General features: G+C 54.7%; 17 protein-coding genes and 1 pseudogene. 9 read left to right on the top strand and 9 right to left on the bottom strand.

Annotated features, from left to right (window positions below):
* Positions 1–146: 146 nt before the first annotated feature.
* Positions 147–1349 (top strand): pyridoxal phosphate-dependent aminotransferase, encoded by a 1203-nt coding sequence (locus tag EKM04_RS15495; RefSeq protein WP_183895294.1) that lies wholly within the window; start codon positions 147–149, stop codon positions 1347–1349.
* A 51-nt stretch (positions 1350–1400) separates the two neighbouring features.
* Here EKM04_RS15495 and EKM04_RS15490 read toward each other — a convergent pair whose 3' ends face one another.
* Positions 1401–2516, bottom strand: coding sequence for a calcium:cation antiporter (locus EKM04_RS15490; protein WP_183895296.1), 1116 nt, complete (start codon positions 2514–2516; stop codon positions 1401–1403).
* Between the two features lie 184 nt (positions 2517–2700).
* Here EKM04_RS15490 and EKM04_RS15485 point away from each other — a divergent pair, with 184 nt between their 5' ends.
* Positions 2701–2949 carry a DUF2188 domain-containing protein gene (locus EKM04_RS15485; RefSeq protein WP_183895298.1) on the top strand — a complete coding sequence of 83 codons (249 nt, stop codon included), beginning with the start codon at positions 2701–2703 and terminating at the stop codon, positions 2947–2949.
* 64 nt (positions 2950–3013) lie between these two features.
* On the opposite strand, the gene EKM04_RS15480 is transcribed toward EKM04_RS15485, so the two are convergent.
* The 4 genes from EKM04_RS15480 to trxB form a co-directional block, all read right to left on the bottom strand.
* Positions 3014–4126 carry an alkene reductase gene (locus EKM04_RS15480; RefSeq protein WP_183895299.1) on the bottom strand — a complete coding sequence of 371 codons (1113 nt, stop codon included), beginning with the start codon at positions 4124–4126 and terminating at the stop codon, positions 3014–3016.
* A 47-nt stretch (positions 4127–4173) separates the two neighbouring features.
* A complete protein-coding gene (locus EKM04_RS15475; protein ID WP_174153606.1) occupies positions 4174–4464 on the bottom strand; it encodes an ArsR/SmtB family transcription factor in 291 nt (96 codons plus the stop codon).
* 586 nt (positions 4465–5050) lie between these two features.
* On the bottom strand, positions 5051–5947 hold the full coding sequence (locus EKM04_RS15470) for a LysR family transcriptional regulator VtlR (RefSeq protein WP_045228700.1): 897 nt from the start codon (positions 5945–5947) through the stop codon (positions 5051–5053).
* A gap of 22 nt (positions 5948–5969) precedes the next feature.
* Entirely contained in the window at positions 5970–6944 is a 975-nt protein-coding gene (gene trxB / locus EKM04_RS15465; RefSeq protein WP_174153605.1) for a thioredoxin-disulfide reductase, read from the bottom strand.
* Between the two features lie 244 nt (positions 6945–7188).
* Here trxB and EKM04_RS15460 point away from each other — a divergent pair, with 244 nt between their 5' ends.
* Positions 7189–7656: an Lrp/AsnC family transcriptional regulator gene (locus tag EKM04_RS15460; RefSeq protein ID WP_174153604.1), complete on the top strand. Its 468-nt coding sequence runs from the start codon at positions 7189–7191 to the stop codon at positions 7654–7656.
* Between the two features lie 10 nt (positions 7657–7666).
* Here the strand turns inward: EKM04_RS15460 and EKM04_RS15455 are convergent, their stop codons facing one another.
* The gene (locus EKM04_RS15455) at positions 7667–8623 is read right to left on the bottom strand and encodes a glycosyltransferase family 2 protein (protein WP_183895678.1); all 957 of its coding nucleotides are present in this window, start codon (positions 8621–8623) and stop codon (positions 7667–7669) included.
* 312 nt (positions 8624–8935) lie between these two features.
* Here EKM04_RS15455 and EKM04_RS15450 point away from each other — a divergent pair, with 312 nt between their 5' ends.
* Genes EKM04_RS15450 through EKM04_RS15435 form a run of 4 tightly spaced genes read left to right on the top strand, consistent with a single transcriptional unit; the run spans position 8936 to position 12591 of the window.
* The gene (locus EKM04_RS15450; protein WP_183895301.1) at positions 8936–9730 is read left to right on the top strand and encodes an FkbM family methyltransferase; all 795 of its coding nucleotides are present in this window, start codon (positions 8936–8938) and stop codon (positions 9728–9730) included.
* Positions 9723–10547, top strand: a complete 825-nt coding sequence (locus EKM04_RS15445) for a glycosyltransferase family 2 protein (protein ID WP_183895680.1) — start codon at positions 9723–9725, stop codon at positions 10545–10547. Before EKM04_RS15450 ends, EKM04_RS15445 begins: the two co-directional genes overlap by 8 nt.
* Complete coding sequence (locus EKM04_RS15440; RefSeq protein WP_183895303.1) at positions 10544–11572, top strand: glycosyltransferase; 1029 nt, start codon at positions 10544–10546, stop codon at positions 11570–11572. Before EKM04_RS15445 ends, EKM04_RS15440 begins: the two co-directional genes overlap by 4 nt.
* A complete protein-coding gene (locus EKM04_RS15435; RefSeq protein WP_183895305.1) occupies positions 11569–12591 on the top strand; it encodes a glycosyltransferase in 1023 nt (340 codons plus the stop codon). Before EKM04_RS15440 ends, EKM04_RS15435 begins: the two co-directional genes overlap by 4 nt.
* Here the strand turns inward: EKM04_RS15435 and EKM04_RS15430 are convergent.
* Both EKM04_RS15430 and greA read right to left on the bottom strand, forming a co-directional pair.
* Positions 12575–13633: a glycosyltransferase family 4 protein gene (locus tag EKM04_RS15430; protein ID WP_183895307.1), complete on the bottom strand. Its 1059-nt coding sequence runs from the start codon at positions 13631–13633 to the stop codon at positions 12575–12577. The genes EKM04_RS15435 and EKM04_RS15430 overlap by 17 nt on opposite strands.
* A gap of 30 nt (positions 13634–13663) precedes the next feature.
* Positions 13664–14140, bottom strand: a complete 477-nt coding sequence (greA, locus tag EKM04_RS15425) for a transcription elongation factor GreA (protein ID WP_174154076.1) — start codon at positions 14138–14140, stop codon at positions 13664–13666.
* A 222-nt stretch (positions 14141–14362) separates the two neighbouring features.
* On the opposite strand from greA, the gene EKM04_RS15420 reads away from it, so the two are divergent.
* On the top strand, positions 14363–15595 hold the full coding sequence (locus EKM04_RS15420; protein WP_183895309.1) for a putative DNA modification/repair radical SAM protein: 1233 nt from the start codon (positions 14363–14365) through the stop codon (positions 15593–15595).
* Complete coding sequence (locus EKM04_RS15415) at positions 15595–17085, top strand: UdgX family uracil-DNA binding protein (RefSeq protein ID WP_183895311.1); 1491 nt, start codon at positions 15595–15597, stop codon at positions 17083–17085. Before EKM04_RS15420 ends, EKM04_RS15415 begins: the two co-directional genes overlap by 1 nt.
* Here EKM04_RS15415 and EKM04_RS15410 read toward each other — a convergent pair.
* A pseudogene (locus tag EKM04_RS15410) lies at positions 17066–17869 on the bottom strand (LysR substrate-binding domain-containing protein); the annotation flags it as partial. The gene EKM04_RS15415 and the pseudogene EKM04_RS15410 sit on opposite strands and share 20 nt — an antisense overlap.
* Positions 17870–17903 lie beyond the last annotated feature (34 nt).

Here is a 17903-nt window from a genome sequence, read left to right as displayed (position 1 = left end):
AGTTAAGCGATATTTAAAGTACGCTGATGGTAATGTTTTCATGGCATGTGCCCTTGAAACCCGGTACGTCTTTCGACATACCACTTCGCGCAGAAGGCGACAGTCGCAAGCTTCTGCCAATGTCAATTTCAACAGGACCGATCAAAATGGCCTTCCTTGCCGACATTCTCTCCCGCGTAAAGCCCTCCGCCACCATCGCCGTTTCCCAGAAAGCCCGCGAGTTGCAGGCGCAGGGTCGCGATGTGATCGGCCTTGGCGCAGGCGAGCCGGATTTCGATACGCCCGACAACATCAAGGAAGCCGCCATCGCCGCGATCAACGCTGGCAAAACGAAATACACGCCTGTTTCGGGCATTCCCGAGTTGCGCAAGGCGATTGCCGAAAAGTTCAAGCGCGAAAACGGTCTGGATTACAAGCCCGAGCAGACGATTGTCGGCACGGGTGGAAAGCAGATTCTTTTCAATGCTTTCATGGCGACGCTTAACCCTGGCGACGAAGTTGTTATTCCGACACCTTACTGGGTCAGCTATCCGGAAATGGTGTCGATCTGCGGCGGCACGCCGGTTTTCGTTCACACCACTCTGGAAGGCAATTTCAAGCTGACGGCGGAAGAGTTGGAGAAGGCTATCACGCCGAAGACCAAGTGGTTCCTGTTCAACTCCCCGTCCAACCCTTCCGGTGCTGCCTACAGCCACGACGAGTTGAAGGCGCTAACGGACGTGCTGCTCAATCACCCGCATGTCTGGGTTCTGACCGATGACATGTATGAGCACCTGACCTATGGCGACTTCAAGTTCGTCACGCCGGTGGAAGTTGAGCCGTCGCTCTATGACCGCACGCTGACGATGAACGGAGTGTCCAAAGCTTATGCGATGACTGGCTGGCGTATTGGTTACGCCGCTGGCCCGCTGGCGCTCATCAAGGCCATGGACATGATCCAGGGCCAGCAGACATCCGGTGCAACATCCATTGCGCAATGGGCAGCCGTCGAGGCGCTGAACGGTACGCAGGACTTCATCCCGGCCAACAAGAAAATCTTCGAAGGCCGCCGTGATCTGGTTGTTTCGATGCTGAACCAGGCCAAGGGCATCACATGCCCGATGCCGGAAGGCGCATTCTACGTCTACCCTTCCTGCGCTGGCCTGATTGGCAAGACCGCGCCTTCGGGCAAGGTCATCGAGACGGATGAGGACTTCGTGACCGAGCTTCTGGAAACGGAAGGCGTGGCAGTGGTTCATGGCACGGCCTTCGGCCTCGGCCCGAACTTCCGCATATCCTATGCGACATCTGAAAAGCTGCTTGAAGAAGCGTGCAACCGCATCCAGCGCTTCTGCGCAAACTGCCGTTAAGCATTGATCGAATGAGCAGAAAGCCCGGCAGCGATGTCGGGCTTTTTTGTTTCATAGCCCGAGAAACAGCAGCATCAGAAATGCGGCAAACAGGATGAAATGGGTCATGCCTTCAATGGCATTCGTCTCACCGTCATTAAGATTGATGGCGGCCGCAAACAGGGTAATGAAGACCATGACCGTTTGTACTGGCGTCATCGCCATGACGAAGGGCTGACCCGTATAGAGTGCGATGCCTTCCATGACAGGGACTGTCAGAATGACGGTTGAAAGCGATGCACCCATGGCGATGTTGACGACCGACTGCATGCGGTTGCGCAGGGCAGAGCGCATTGCGGTCATGATTTCGGGAGCCGCCGAAATCGTGGCGACAACGACAGCCATCAAAGCAGGCGGCGCTCCACTGCCTTCCAGTCCGTGGCTGAGGAAGGCGGACATGAATTCCGCGAGAACGCCGATCAGCACCACGCCGATGAGGATGATGGCAATGGAGTAGGAGGCCGGTCCCTCTTCATCCTGTTCCGCTTGGGCCTTCTGCACGTCCTTCGCCGATTTCTTGCGTTCGCTGCGTGGATAGCTGTAGCTGAAGAAATAGCTGTGCGGACCCACCTGCATCTTGAGGAACATGCCATAAAGCGCAATCATCGCACCGATGGTGAAAATGGAATAATAATGCCATTTCGCCTCTGGTATGAATTCCGGCACGATCATCGAAATGCCCATGGCGGTCAGGATCATGACGACATAGGTGCGAGCGGAATCATCATTGTAAGGCTGTTCTCCGTGGCGAAGCCCGCCAAGCAAGGCGGCAATCCCCAGAATACCGTTTATATCGATCATGACGGCTGAATAAATGGTATCGCGCACCAAGGTGGGTGACGAGGATTCGCTCATGATAATGGCGAGGATCAAAACCTCGACGGCCACGGCCGACAGTGTCAGGATCATCGTCCCATAGGGGTCCCCAACTTTGGCGGCAAGGATTTCCGCATGGTGTGCTACCCGCATGGACACGAGGATGATGACCGCGATGAGGGCGGCCGCAATCAGGAAGGACAGTGCTTTGCTGCCATCCAGAAAAACATGTTCGGCAAAATAGGCGGCAACTGCGCAGGGGACTGCCGCAAGCAGCATGCGCTCTCGTTTCAGCGTTTTGGCGACTGACATGGTTGCCCTTCCGTATGACTATCTGATTGGTGGGCGATGCGCCGTAATAGGCAGGGTTTGCACATTTGGCATTTTGGTAGGATAGTGGTTGAAGGACATGGCAACAAAGCCGTACTCTGGTCCTTCAATGCACGGTTGCGGCAAAGGTTGCCACTGGCCTTCAATCTATCTGGAGGAGGTGTACATGACCAAAGTTATATATGAAGTTGTCGAGCACGACGGCGGCTGGGCTTACCGGATGAACGGGGCCTATTCCGAAGCATTTCACACGCATGCGGATGCCGTGGAAGCCGCCCGCATCGCGGCTGCAGAGCAGCAGGTTGGCGGCGAGGACGAGGAAATCTACTATCAGGATGAGCGCGGACGCTGGCATGTCGAACACAGCCAGGGCGGTGACAGGCCGGAAGCCGAAGTGGTTGATACCTTGCCCTGACGGACAGCGGCAAACAAAAGAAGCGCCGCGCCCTCAGATGAAGGACGCAGCGCTGGTTGTCAGTTCAGCCGAGGGCAGGGTAGTCGGTGTAACCTTCGGCGCCACCACCATAGAATGTCTGCTGGTTCGGCTCGTTCAGTGGAGCGTCGTCTTTCAGGCGCTTGACGAGGTCCGGATTGGCGATGAAGGCCTTTCCGAACGCGATGGCGTCTGCCTTCCCGCTTTCAGTCGCAGCGATAGCGCTTTCGCGGTCGTAACCATTGTTGGCAATCCAGAGACCCTTGCCACCTGCATGGGTGTAGGCGGCCTTCAGCGCGGCATAGTCGAACGGCTTGTCGCCCTGTTTGAAGTCACGCGGACCACCGGTCGCACCTTCGATCACGTGGATGAAGGCGAGACCACGGCTTCCCAGTTCCTTGACCACATATTCGAACAGCGGCTGCGGGTTGTCTTCGGAAATGTCGTTGGCAGGCGTGACCGGCGACAGACGAATGCCGGTGCGGCCAGCGCCGATTTCCTTGGCAACCGTGTCGACCACTTCGAGCAGGAAGCGTGCACGGTTCTCGATTGAGCCGCCATACTGGTCTGTGCGCTGATTGGTGCCTGACTTCAGGAACTGGTCGATGAGATAACCATTGGCCGCATGGATTTCGACGCCATCGAAGCCAGCATCGAGCGCTGCGCGTGCGCCGGTGCGAAAATCATCGAGAATGAGCGGAATCTCATTCAGGCCGATTTCCCTTGGTTCGGACGTATCTGCAAAACCGCCGGTACCGTCATCATTGATAATGTAGGTCTTCGATTTGGCTTTTATCGGAGACGGAGCAACCGGCTGGCCACCATGGGGCTGAAGCGATGTGTGGGAAATGCGGCCCACATGCCAGATTTGAGCAACGATTTTGCCGCCAGCCTTGTGTACCACGTCGGTGACCTGTTTCCAGCCCTCGACTGCTTCCTGCTTGTAGAGACCGGGCACGTCTGCGTAACCCTGCCCCTGCTGCGAAACCGGCGTTCCCTCTGTTACGATCAAGCCGGCACCTGCGCGCTGTTCGTAATAGGTCGCGTTCAGATTGTTGGGAATGGCACCTGGTGAACGGTTACGCGTCAGTGGGGCCATTACGACACGGTTTGCAAGTGCGATATCGCCTGCCTGTGCAGGCTCGAACAGTTTTGTCATGGGATCGTGCTTTCTCTTCTGGTTGGTAGAGAGTGCCTGAACGGCACCTAAAGCTTCTGGTTCAGATAGGTCAGAAACGTCTCGATGTTTTCCTCATCGCGCTCATAGAGGTTCCATTGCCCTACCTTGCGCGACCGTATCAATCCTGCTGCCTGCAAGGCTGCGAGGTGGGAGGATACCGTCGATTGGGACAGGCCACTGATCTCAAACTGGTGAGCGCACACCCCCATTGTGAAAGGATGTGCCTGGTTGAAATGCCGTTCTGGCTCTTTCAACCATTCAAGGAACTTCAGCCGCATGGGATGTGCAATGGCTTTCAACGCGTCTTCGTGGTTCATCTCGTTTCCGTGTATCTATCCGTACCGATATTTATATCGACAAAACTCGATATCAAGGGTCGTGCTTCTTTTAATTTTGCTGGGCAAAAAAAAGGCCGCTGGATTTCTCCGCGGCCTGACAGTTTGAAGGTTAAAACCTCCAGAGGGGAACAGCTGCCCGACACCAAAAGCATCTGCAACAGCTGACTTCAATATGGAAAGCAAAGGTGCCGACAACAAGGGCTATTCATGTCGTAAATGGCTTGTTTGGCAGAAAATTGTTGCGGGTAAAAAAAGAGGGCCACCGGATTGCTCCAGGGCCCTTATAAGTGTGAAGGTTAAATAACCTCCAGAGGGGAACAGCTGACGCGGCGGAACTGGGAGGAAAAGCCGCCGTGTGCATCAGCTGTGTGCGATATGTTGCTTTTTTGGGCAGCATTCAACTCTTTTTTGTGCACGACAGCCCTGCGTCCCGCGCATCACTCTCATTCGCTGTCATATTTATTTCGCAAATCGATGACGTGAACCTGCTGCTTTCTGCAAAAGGCGGTTCTAATAATGTCATGATTTCAAACGGTTTTAAGCTTATTTCTGATTCTCGCAGAAATCAGAAATTCCAGTTGCGGGCTTTTGCGACGACGAAATCCCGGAAAACTTTCAGTTTCGCGGCGTTCTTGAGTTCGTCCGGGTAGCAGAAATAGGTGTCGAACGATGGAATATCTGCGGGTAGAGAAAGCTGGATGAGGCCAGGATCACGTCCGACGATATAGTCCGGTAGGCAGGCAATACCAATTCCCAGCAGGCAGGCCCGTTTGATCGATGTCTGGCTGTTTATTTGCAAATGCGCAATGCGTGTGTTGTCGGAAGAGCGACCGGCATTTTCCAGCCAGTTGACGTCCAGAAGGTAGTTGGGCGCCGGTTCGCCGAAGGAAATGATCTTGTGGGTATCGAGGTCCTCGATCGACTGCGGCTCTCCATAGCGGTTGATATAGGAGGGGGCAGCGTAGACATGCATATGCACGGTAAACAGCTTGCGCTGAATGAGATCCGATTGCTGCGGTTGGCGCAGACGAATGGCACAGTCGGCGTGGCGCATGTTTACATCCAGTTCCTCATTGTCGAGGATGAGCTGGATCGACATCTCTGGGTAAAGCTGAAGAAACTCCTGCACCTTGTCCGTCAGCCATCCTTGGCCAAGGCCAACGGTGGTGGTGACACGCAGCTTGCCACTGGGCTTTTCCGTCGTCTCCGTCAACTGCATCTTGACGGTTTCTAGCTTCAGCAGAACATCATGCGCGGTTCTATAGAGCAATTCGCCTTGTTCGGTCAGGATAAGCCCGCGTGCGTGACGGTGAAACAGCTTGACGCCGACATCCTGCTCCAGCGCACTCACTTGCCGGCTGATGGCCGACTGGGACAGATGCAGCTTGTCTGCGGCGTGTGTAAACGAGCCTGCTTCGGCTGCCGCATGAAATATGCGCAGTTTGTCCCAGTCCAATGGCATAGGCATGCGGGTCGTACCCTTCCTATTCAGCGGCAACCGCAAGCGGAGCTTGCGCTGCGAGAAATCTTTCCGCCTCAAGAGCGGCCATGCAGCCCATGCCAGCGGCCGTAATCGCCTGCCGGTAGGTATCATCGGTCACGTCACCAGCTGCAAATATGCCATCGACGTTGGTGGCTGTAGAATCCGGTGCCGTCCACATATAGCCGTTCGGCTTCAGTTTCAGCTTGTCCTTGAAGAGTTCGACCGCAGGCGCATGACCGATGGCCACGAAGACGCCGTGAACCGGCATTTCGGTCATCTCTCCGGTTTTCGTGTTGCGAATACGAGCGCCCGTAACCGATGGTGGCATTGGCGGCTTGGCAGGTGTGCCAATAATTTCGGCGATTTCACTGTTCCAGATGATGTTGACGTTTTCCTTCGCGAAAATGCGCTCCTGTAGGATTTTCTCGGATCGGAAGCTGTCGCGACGGTGAACGACCGTCACTGTCTTGGCGATGTTGGAGAGATAGAGTGCCTCTTCCACGGCCGAGTTGCCACCGCCGACCACGATCACGTCCCTGTTGCGATAGAAGAAACCGTCGCAGGTGGCGCAAGCGGAAACGCCGAATCCCTGAAATTGCTGTTCGCTTTCGATGCCGAGCCACTTGGCCTTGGCACCGGTGGAAATGATCAGTGTGTCGGCTGTCCAAACGGCGCCGGAATCGGTTTTCACCGTAAACGGACGACGGGTCGTCTCGACCTCGGTGACGAGGTCATTGACGATCTCGGCACCCACATGCGTTGCCTGCTTCAACATCTGGTCCATCAGAAACGGACCCTGGATCGGATCCGCATAACCTGGATAATTTTCCACGTCGGTGGTGATCATCAACTGGCCACCCTGTTCCATACCGGCAATCAGGACCGGATTCAGCATGGCGCGTGCGGCATAAATCGCGGCCGTATAACCTGCAGGACCGGAGCCGATGATGAGGACCTTTGCGTGACGGGCGGACATGAAACGTTCCTTTCAAAACAGGGAAGTGGGAGTTGGGAGCCGATGTGATAGCTCAACCACGGCCCACCCCTTCAATGGGTGGTATTTAAGAGGGTCCAGTGCAGATATTCAAGGGCAGCCGTGCGTTACCAACAGGGCATAGGGCCTCGAACACGCAATTTTGTGTCGCGGTGTTGAAGGATTATTGCGAATCCCGTCGCGAAGAGTAGAAGGAAGCAGTCCAGATGACTTAAGGAAGAGCATAGTGGCAAGCGTTGAACTTGATGCCATCGATCTAAAAATACTGCGTGAATTACAGCTCGATGGACGCATGACGAATGTCGACCTTGCAGACCGCGTCGGGATTTCCGCTCCTCCTTGTCTGCGACGGGTCCGCAAGCTGGAGGAGGCTGGTATCATCGAAGGCTACCACGCCATGCTGAATGCGCCCAAGCTCGGCTTCGATCTCGTGGCCTTCTGCATGGTGGGCCTGAAGCGGCAATCTGAAACCAACCTCAAGGGCTTTGCTGCCGTGACCGAGCATTGGCCACTGGTTCGTCAAGCCTGGATGGTCTCCGGTGACAGCGATTTCCTGCTCCACTGCGTGGCCGAAAACCTCACCCAGTTCCAGGACTTTGTCATCGAAGTGCTGACTGCCGATGAGCATGTGGATACGGTGCGTACGATGCTCACCATTCGCCAGGTGAAGCGTGTCGGCCTCGTTCAAGTGTAGGCGCTTTAACCTACTTCCAGTCTATCGGCGTTATGAAACCGAGATCGACGAGTTGTTTGGAGCCGGTGAATTTGATCGAGACGCTTTCATCATAAAGGTCAATGGCACCCTTCTGCTCGATTTCCTCCAGCAGCTTCACATAGTGCGCCGAGCCGCCGAAGTGCTGTTTTTCGCGAACGGCTTCCGCAATCTTGTCTTTATAATCGACGAAAAACTTGAAGTGTAACAGCACACCCCAGGTTTTCGGAAAGTTTCGGCCATATGGGAGAGGCCTGTGAGGACTGCTACCGAAATAGCAGCTCTCGTCCCAATAAATGACGGGGTATTTCATCAATTCGTTTTCTTCGCCGAACCTGCGTTTTCGCGGGCCGCCCTTGATGCTGACGCCACGCTTCCCGATTGTCAGATCGTAGCCCTCCACATCCAAAAGGTTCGAAATCTGCCAAGGGCGGGCGTCAGGGTTGTCATCGCCAACCGTAAGATCGCTGTACATATCCAGCATTGGCGCAGCCAGACGTTTGTCGCCCGCAGCTTCCAATGCTTTTATCAAATCGGAAATCGAGCGGGTCTCGCTGTCTGCGAAGATCAGAAACTCATCGGAATCGACGTTTACATACCATTTGTCTTTGCCGTAAATGTCGAATAGTTGCTCACGCCATTGTCGCCCGCGCCTCGCTTGAGAGTAGCGGATTGGCGATGTCCAGAGGTCGACATCGGGTTGGTCCAGCAGGAATTCCCGCGTGCCATCGGTGGACGCGTCATCCACAACGATGAAGCGAGATACGCCGAGCGACCTGTAATGATCGAGGAACTTAGAAATCAATTGCATGTCGTTGTGGCATATGACGACGACATCACAGCCACTGTCACTCAGACGGGTGCTTTGCTTTGCCAAATCCATCGGCACCTTTTGACGAGATCTTTTTTCTCTCGCAGCAATTCGCCAGGTTTCGTATGTCGTTTTCAACGTGTCGATAAAGCTTCGCGACGGAATTTCCGTAAGTTTTGGAAGGTATGGCATTCGATGATCTCGGAAGGAAAAAGCGAACAGCGCATTTTGCTAGCCGCTGTTTCGCCTGTAAACCAAATGTTGTGTCCGGTCGAATTCTTGATGACGTTGTGTTAAATCGCGCTGTCCAGCATTTTTGCAAAAGAGATTCGGCCGATGAGGCTCGAAGGTTCCGCTTGAGAGTGTTCTTCACCGAATTTAGGTCACTTTTTAGCAGCGCGTAGCACAAAAGCAGAATTTTACGTAACAAAACCTTTGCTTGGTCGCCTAGTGCGGGTAATTGATGTCGCAGATTTACGGGACAATTGGGCCTCCCGGCATGATACTCACGTTCTAGGTGTCTTAGTGAAGAAAATCTTACGCTCTGCCAAGAGGCGTTTCCTCGAATTGGTCAATGCAAAATCCATAACCGTTGAAGGCCTGGAGATTGTCATTGAAAAAGGTGTGATACCCGAAAATGTCCGACAGGAACTGCTTCGGGACAAATACGAAGACACCGAGCGAAACCTTCTGCTGACTTTTTTGAAGCCGGGGATGCGCGTGCTGGAGATTGGTACTGGCATCGGCTTTATCAGCTTGCTGGCTGCACGGATCGTGGGTGAAGAGAACGTATTCTGCTACGAGGCGAATGCATCTTTGGAAGCCATCATTCGAAAGAACCATGCGCTCAATGCATTGACGCCAACACTGACAATGCGGGCTGTCACGACGGATGGCCAGGACGTGGTCTTCTATCAAAGTGATAACGTGATTTCCTCGAGTGTCTACGACAGGCAGCGCAACGACCGCAAAACGGTGGTTAAAAGTGTCGCGTTTCATGCTGTTCTTGACGAAATCGATCCGGACGTTCTCGTCATGGATGTCGAGGGCGCAGAGATCGATTTGCTCGCTCTGCCGTCTCTTAAAAATATTCGCCATATCATCGTAGAGCTTCATCCTCACATCGTTGGACAGGAGCAGATCGACGCTTTATTGCTTCATCTGAAACAAGATTGTGATTATTCCGTCGTCGCACGGGACAGAAAAACGGTTTATCTTCAATCCATTGTTGCCCGCGATGCATGAAAAACTCGATCTCTCCGCCTTCATCATCTGCCTGAATGAAGAGGCTTATCTCGGCAACTGCATCGAGAGCCTTGAGCAATGCGCGGAAATTGTGATTGTAGATTCTGGGTCCACGGATGGTACTCAGGCACTTGTACAATCGTACATCGACAAAGGCTGGCCGATCCGGTTCATATTCGAGCCTTGGCGGGGGTACGCCGGGCAAAAGCAATTTGCCTTGAATCAGTGCACGCAGCCCTGGTGCTTCAACATCGATGCGGACGAACGGCTGGATGTCACCTTGCGAACCGCATTGCCGGAACTCTTATCTGCGCCTGATACGATTGTGGGCTGGCGCGTTGCCCGAAGGCCTTATCTTATCGGCTACGGCTACACACCCGAATATGTGCGCGAACGAAAAAACCTGCGGCTGATACGAAGAGGCAGAGGTTCCTACGATCTTACTCAGAGGGTGCATGAGGGTATTGTACCAGATGGTGACGTGAAGGAAGCCGAAAAGGGAAGTTTGCTGCACTACCGCCCTCTCATCCTCGATGAGCAGGTTCTGAAAGAAAATAAATATTCGACGTTAAAGGCCGACCAGAAGCTGGATGAAGGGCGTGACGCGCATCTTCTAGATTTGATATTCTCGCCTTTGTTCTATTTCCTGCGCCTATATTTCCACAATGGTCTTTGGCGCTGCGGAGTTCCTGGCTTCATTGAAGCGACAACGGGCGCTATCTATGCGTTTTTGACGCAGGCAAAGATTTATCAGCGTCATGCGCTGAAGCGACGGCCCAATGTCGATGACATGGAGCGCAGGAGGAATACAAAATGAAAGTCCTGCACATTCATTTCGGAAAAGACGGAGGTGCAGAACGCTTTTTTGTGAATCTCGTCGATGCCTTAGGCGAAAAGGGAGTGGAACAGCGTGTTTTGATCCGCCCCGACCGGAGTTGGAAGACGGCAATCGAAAAGACTGCCATTGTTTACGAAGGTGTCTTCAGACGCATTTCGCTTTCGCGGTTTCTTCTGTCATGGCGTCTCAAGCGCATCCTCAAAGAGTTCAAGCCCGATGTGATCATGACGTGGCAATTGCGGGCCAGCCGCTTCATGCCGAACGTCAAAACAGCCCTTCGGATCTCCCGGCTTGGGGATTACCCTGAGCATCTGGATTACTACCGGAACTCCGAAGTTCTTGTTTGCATCACGCCTGATATGGCCGATCGCGTGAAACGCATGGGCTGGACACGCCGTATCGAGGTTGTTCCCAATTTCAGCAATGCGACACCCGTTCCGCCGATCGCCCGGAGTGCGCTTGATACGCCACAGAACGCTTTCGTCGTCGTTGCCATGGGACGTTTCGTCAAGCGCAAGGGCTTCGCGCATCTCATCCGCGCGATCAAAGAAATAGACGGTGCCTATCTCTGGCTTTTGGGAGACGGGCCAGAGCGCGAGGAACTGGTCAAACTGGTTGACGAGCTTGGTTTGCATGAGCGTATCAAGTTGCCGGGTTGGAAGACCGACGCCTACGCCTATCTCAATGCGGCAGATGTTTTCGCGATTACATCTTTGCACGAGCCGCTCGGGAACGTCTGTTTTGAAGGATGGGGGGCGGGCAAGCCGACGGTGGCGTTTCGTGCCGAAGGTCCGTCTTTCGTCATGACGGACCAAGTCGATGCCTTGATGGTGGATTGTGGCGATGAAGAGGGTCTGCGCGTTGCCATCACTCGGCTCCGGGATGACCCGGACCTTCGTGACACGCTTATCGAGGGTGGATATGCAACAACACGCAGCCGCTTCTCCAAGCAGGCGATTACCGCCTCCTACATGCAACTGTTTGAAAAGGCGGCAAACAAGTGAAAGTCTGCCATTTTCATTTCGGTAAAGATGGTGGAGCGGAACGCTTCTTCGTCCATCTCGTCAATGCGTTGGCAAAACGCGGAGTTGAGCAGAGCTGCGTCATTCGCAAAAATCGGGTCTGGCGCAAAGATATCGAGACGGTGGCGCGTATTACGCAAAGTAATTTCCGTAATCTCTCATTGGATCGGATCCTCCTTCCCATCAAAGTTCGTGCCATGGCGCAGACGTCCAAACCGGATGCGCTCATGGCGTGGGCACCGCGGGCCAGCGAATTGATGCCCAACTATAAAGGATGCATCAAGCTTTCTCGCCTCGGCGACTACCCACCCAAGCTGGATTACTTCAAAAATTCGGACATCCTTGTCTGCAATACGCCCGGCATTGGCGACCATGTTCGGGCATTAGGGTGGACACGCGGCGTGGAAATCATCTCCAATTTCACCGACACGCAGGTCATCGCGCCGGTGTCGCGCGCCGCTCTCGATACGCCTGACGGAGCACCAGTGGTGATGAGCATGGGGCGCTTCGTGAAACGCAAGGGATTTCACACGCTGATCGATGCGGTCGCTGCCTTGCCGGGTGTGTATCTTTGGCTGGCCGGCGATGGCGAGGAGCGGGAACGTCTGGAAGCACAGATCGATGCGCGCGGTATGCGTCAGCGCGTTCGCTTTCTTGGCTGGCAAGATGACACGCGCCCCTATGTGTCAGCCGCCGACGTCTTCGTCATGCCCTCCAGCCACGAGCCGCTGGGTAACGTTATTCTAGAGGCTTGGGCGCAGAAAAAGCCGGTTGTGTCCTCCAAATCCGAGGGGCCACTTTGGTTCATGCAAGATGGTCGAAACGGCCTGCTAGCGGAAATCGATGACGAAACGAGTTTTGCGTCAGCCATCAGCAATCTTTTGAATGACAAGGTGCTGTCGCAGCAGGTTGTCGACGGCGGCTACGAAACGTTGATGAACCAGTTTTCAGAGGAGGCTGTGGCTTCGTCTTATATCGAGCTCTTCAAGCGGAAGCCCTGACCGTATCATAAAGATGTCCGATCCGTTCGGCTTCACCGTCGATCGTGAAGTGTTCGCTCACATGTTGACGCGCAGCGATGGACGCTTTCGTCAATTTGGTGTCGTTATTCAACCAGCGCGATGCAGTTGTGATCATCACGTCCAGCTGGTCTCTCGCGATGACCTCGCCTGTTTCAGGCGTAATGAGTTCTGGAAAGGCACCCACATCGGTTGCAATGACCGGCACGCCTGTCGCCATGGCTTCCAGCGGTGTCAGGCCAAAACCCTCCCAACGTTGGGGCGCGATAAAGAGGTCGAGGGCGCGATACCATTCATTGATATCGGTGTGTTCTCCAACGAACAAAATCCGGTCTGAGAGGCCTGCGGCGCGGATTTTCTCTTTCAGACCGTTTTCAAACTCCACATGTGGTCCGGTTGCGCGCCCGGCGATGATCGCTGACCAAGCCGGCGTTTGCGGCAGGATTTGAATCATCGCATCAACGAAAAGATCAGTCCCCTTTTGGTGACGCACCCTGCCGAAGCAGCCGATATATTTTGGGGTGCTATCGAGGCCAAGAGCTTGTTTTGCCACTGCTTTGTCGACCGGCGGCGAGAAGCGTTCGGTGTCGATACCATGCGTCACCACGGTGCAGGGAACGTCGAGATACGAAGCTGTCTTGTTGCTCGTCGCGATCACCGCATCCATGCGTGACACCAGGAATTTCGTCCAGCCGCTGTGCTTGCGTTGAGATGCAGACGTGAAAACCAGCTTCACCTTCATGCGCAAGATATCGCGCATGATAATGCCTGGGAGCATCTCGATATTTCGCCGCGCGTGCCAGATGCGTGGCCTTTGATCCGGACCCCTTTGCCAAAGCTGCCATAAATCGCGAAAGCGAATATGTGGCAGGCTGTTCGGCAGGCCTGGGCCGATGGCTACCACTTTTTGCCCTTTCCTGTTTTGCACAGGCACAAGCTGGATAATGGTGGATGTTACGCCGGAGAGCCTGCGCTTAAAATTCGGAGCAAGCACCCGGGCGTCAGCCAAGTCGACATGGGGCAAAATCGGGATCTCGTTGAGAAAGAGCTTTGATCAGCCCCAGTTGATGGAGAGGATTTCGTAGCCGCGCGAACCGCCGGGTGCATTCACCTCGATGCTGTCGCCAACTTCCTTGCCGATCAGCGCACGGGCGATCGGGGAGGAAATGGAAATGCGGCCCTGTTTGACGTCTGCTTCTTGATCGCCGACGATCTGATAGGTCTTCTGTTCGTTGGAATCTTCATCCACAAGCTTAATGGTCGCACCAAACTTCACGGTCGTGCCGGACATTTTCGACAGGTCGATAACCTCGGCGCGTGCCGTCAGGTCTTCAAGTTCCGCAACACGGCCTTCATTGTGGCTCTGTGCTTCCTTGGCAGCGTGATATTCTGCGTTTTCGGACAGGTCGCCATGGGCACGTGCCTCAGCAATAGCCTCGATAATACGGGGACGCTCTTCCTGCTGACGAAAGCGCAATTCTTCCTGCAACTTGACGAAACCACCCTGAGTCATTGGTACTTTTTCTACCATTTTTTCTTCCTTCGCATTCAAGCTGCGATACCCGCAGACACAAAAAGAAACAGGTTCCGGAGCAAAACCACGGAACCATGTCAAAATCACAATTTCCCATACTATATCAGAAGACGGGAGTGAAAGGCCAGCACATTTGAAGGTTTTAACCTCTCGTAAATTCACCGACATATCATATTTCAACATTGACTCAGATATCAAGAACATATAGTGAACATATGTATGAAAAAGTCAATAAAAGACCGTTTGGCAGTTCTATCCGACGCCGCTAAGTATGATGCGTCCTGTGCCTCGAGCGGCACGACGAAGCGTAACTCGTCCGCGTCGGGAGGGTTGGGATCGACTGAGGGCTCTGGTATCTGTCATGCCTATGCACCGGATGGCCGCTGCATCTCGCTGCTGAAAATATTGCTCACCAACTTCTGCATTTACGACTGTGCCTATTGCATCAACCGTTCCTCCAGCAATGTGGAGCGGGCGCGTTTCACGGTGGAAGAGGTGGTGTGGCTGACCTTGGAGTTTTACCGGCGCAATTATATCGAGGGGCTGTTTCTGTCCTCCGGCATCATTCGTTCGTCTGACCACACAATGGAAGAACTGGTTCGTGTGGCGAGAGAGTTAAGGGTGACGCACGGCTTCCGGGGCTATATCCATCTCAAATCCATTCCCGAGGCGTCGGCGCGTCTCGTGGAAGAAGCGGGCCTTTATGCCGACCGTCTGTCAATCAATATCGAGCTGCCAACAGATAGTGGTATCGGGCAGTTTGCGCCAGAAAAGCAGCCAATCAATATCCGCAAATCCATGGCAGATATTCGCCTTAAGATCGAAGAGGCGGGCGAACCGACGTTGCAAACGAAGCGGGTGAGGAAATTTGCGCCTGCCGGCCAGAGTACCCAGATGATTGTCGGAGCCGATGGTGCCAACGATACGACGATTCTATCCACGAGTGCGCGTCTGTATGGGAGCTACGGGTTACGACGCGTCTATTATTCGGCGTTCAGTCCCATTCCTGATTCGTCAAAAAATCTGCCCTTGATCAAGCCGCCTTTGATGCGGGAACACCGGCTGTATCAGGCCGATTGGCTCTATCGATTCTATGGCTTCGATATTGATGAAATCGCGTCCACCCAGAAGGATGGCATGCTGGATCTCGATATTGATCCAAAGCTTGCCTGGGCGCTGGCGAACCGGCAACAATTTCCTGTCGATGTGAACTCAGCTGACCGGGAAATGCTGTTGCGGGTGCCGGGTTTTGGTACCAAGACGGTCAAATCCATTCTGTCGTCGCGCCGTTTCCGGCAGTTGCGACTGGAAGATATCGCGCGCTTCGGAGTGTCGTTGAAAAAGGTGAAGGCCTTTGTGGTTGCAGGCGGATGGACGCCGGGCAAGTTGACGGAGCGCCCTGATCTGCGTGCCATGTTTGCACCGCAGCCCGAACAATTGTCTTTGCTGTAATGTTCAGGGTGTCACTGGAGGGGCGGGGAGATTTTACCGAGTGGCGGGATGCTGCGCGGAACTTCCTGTCTGCCAATATTGCCCCGCATGAGATCGAATGGCGGTTTCAAGGCGAGGAGGCTGGTCTTTTCGGGTTCGAAGAGGGAGATCGTGTTCCACAGATCGACGGTGCTAGCAGCGTGAATGTGCCTGCGGCCTTCATGCCGTTGGCGCAAACCATCATCTGCCACAGCGATCCGACCCGCTTTGCGCTGCTCTACCGCCTTCTCTGGCGTTTGTGTCAGGACAGGGCCTTGCTGGAATTCAAGTCTGACCCCGATGTGGTGGAAGCACGAAAGATGGAGAAATCTGTTCGTCGTGACAGCCACAAGATGACGGCCTTCGTGCGCTTCAAGGAAGTGCCTTTGTCACCTGGTGTTGTCGGGAGGAGGCGTTTCATGGCGTGGTTCGAGCCCGACCATTTCATCGTCGAACGCAAGGCGTCATTCTTCCAGCGGCGCTTTACCGACATGGATTGGATGATCCTGACGCCTAAGGGTTCCGCACGTTGGGACGGCGAGACATTGGAAACATCAAGATTTGCCGCGCAACAGCCCGATCTTTCCGACGAAACGGATGAGCTATGGCGCACCTATTATGCCAATATTTTCAATCCGGCGCGGCTGAAGATCAAGGCGATGACGGCGGAAATGCCGAAGAAATACTGGAAAAACCTTCCCGAAGCGGAGCTTATTCCGGATCTCATCTTGAACGCCGAGCGGCGTGTCCTGGAAATGGGAGCAAAGGCTGCGACTGTGCCACAACTGTTTCACCATCGTCTTCAGGCGGCCGCAGACAGCAAACCGGCTCCCGTCCTGCCGGATGCCGAGACGCTGGAAGGATTGAAGCACGAAGCACAAGGCTGCACGCTATGTTCGCTGCATTGCAAGGCGACGCAAACGGTGTTCGGCGAAGGGCCTGGCGATGCCGAGGTTATGATCGTCGGAGAGCAGCCGGGCGACTTTGAGGACTTGGCCGGACGCCCGTTCGTTGGACCTGCGGGAAAGGTGTTCGATCAGGTGTTGGAAGAAACCGGCATCGACCGCCAGTCACTCTATGTCACCAACGCCGTCAAACATTTTAAATATGAGGCACGTGGGAAAAAGCGGATTCACCAGCGCCCGGATGCGGGCGAGGTGCAGCGCTGTCGCTGGTGGCTGACACGGGAGATCGATCTGGTCCAGCCCAAGCTCATCGTTGCCATGGGGGCTACGGCTGTCTTTGCCTTGACCGAATTGCGTGAAAAGCTATCCGACCTTCGCGGCAGGCCGATGCCGATGGAGGGCGGCAGGACGTTGTTCGTCACGGTCCATCCGTCTTATCTGTTGCGCATTCCCGATGAACAAAAGAAGGCGCAAGAGTTTCAGCGATATCGCGAAGACATGCAGTCCATCCGCAGGTTGATGGACGTCGTCAGGAACAGAGGCACGACTATGTCGTCTGTCGGCTAGACCCTCGCCTTGAGGCGGGTGATACGTTGCGTTCATTGGCGGCTTTGACGAAATCGATGAAGGCTCGCAGAGGAGCAGGCACCAAGCGTCGGCCGGGATAGTAGAGAAATGGTCCGGAAAAGCGCTGCCACCAGGGTTCCAACACTGGCTCAAGCGTATCGCTGTCGAAATGGGGGCGCAGCCAGTCTTCGAAAAGCGTGATGATGCCGGTACCGGCCACCGCAGCGTCGACGCCAAGGTCCGTCGCGCCACCGATGCGTACGGTCAATGGCCCGTTGGGCTCGATCAGGATGACCTCGCCATCGCGCTCGAATTCCCATGGCGGGATGGAGCCACTGGCGAAGCGACCGCGGATGCAGGCGTGGCTGAGGAGCTCCCGGGGATGTTCGGGTCGGCCGAACTGTCTGAGATAAGACGGGGAGGCGGCGGTTGCGAGACGCTGGGTGCGTGGCCCGATGGGCACTGCGATCATATCCTGCTGGAGACGCTCATCATAACGGATACCTGCATCGCAGCCTACCGCCAGAATATCGACGAAGCTTTCATCGGTGATGACTTCGAGGTGAATATCTGGATAGGCTGCGAGAAACGGTGAGACGATGTCTGGCAGCACCAGCCTTGCAGCGCTGACTGGCACATTGAGCCTCAGCGTACCGGCGGGCTTGTCGCGAAAGCCATTGACAACATCAAGCGCTGCTTCCACCTCGTTCAAGGCCGGCGTCAGTCGTGCAAGCAGACCCCGTCCGGCCTCCGTCGTCGAGACACTGCGGGTCGTGCGGTTTAGAGCGTTTCCTTGTTAAATGGAAACGTTCTGCCGG

Origin of the sequence: Rhizobium skierniewicense Ch11 (assembly GCF_023757665.1) — a bacterium.
In the GTDB taxonomy this organism is placed as follows: Bacteria; Pseudomonadota; Alphaproteobacteria; order Rhizobiales; family Rhizobiaceae; genus Agrobacterium; species Agrobacterium skierniewicense.
The sequence above is the reverse complement of the archived record's forward strand: the minus strand, read 5'-3'. Positions and strand labels throughout refer to the sequence as shown.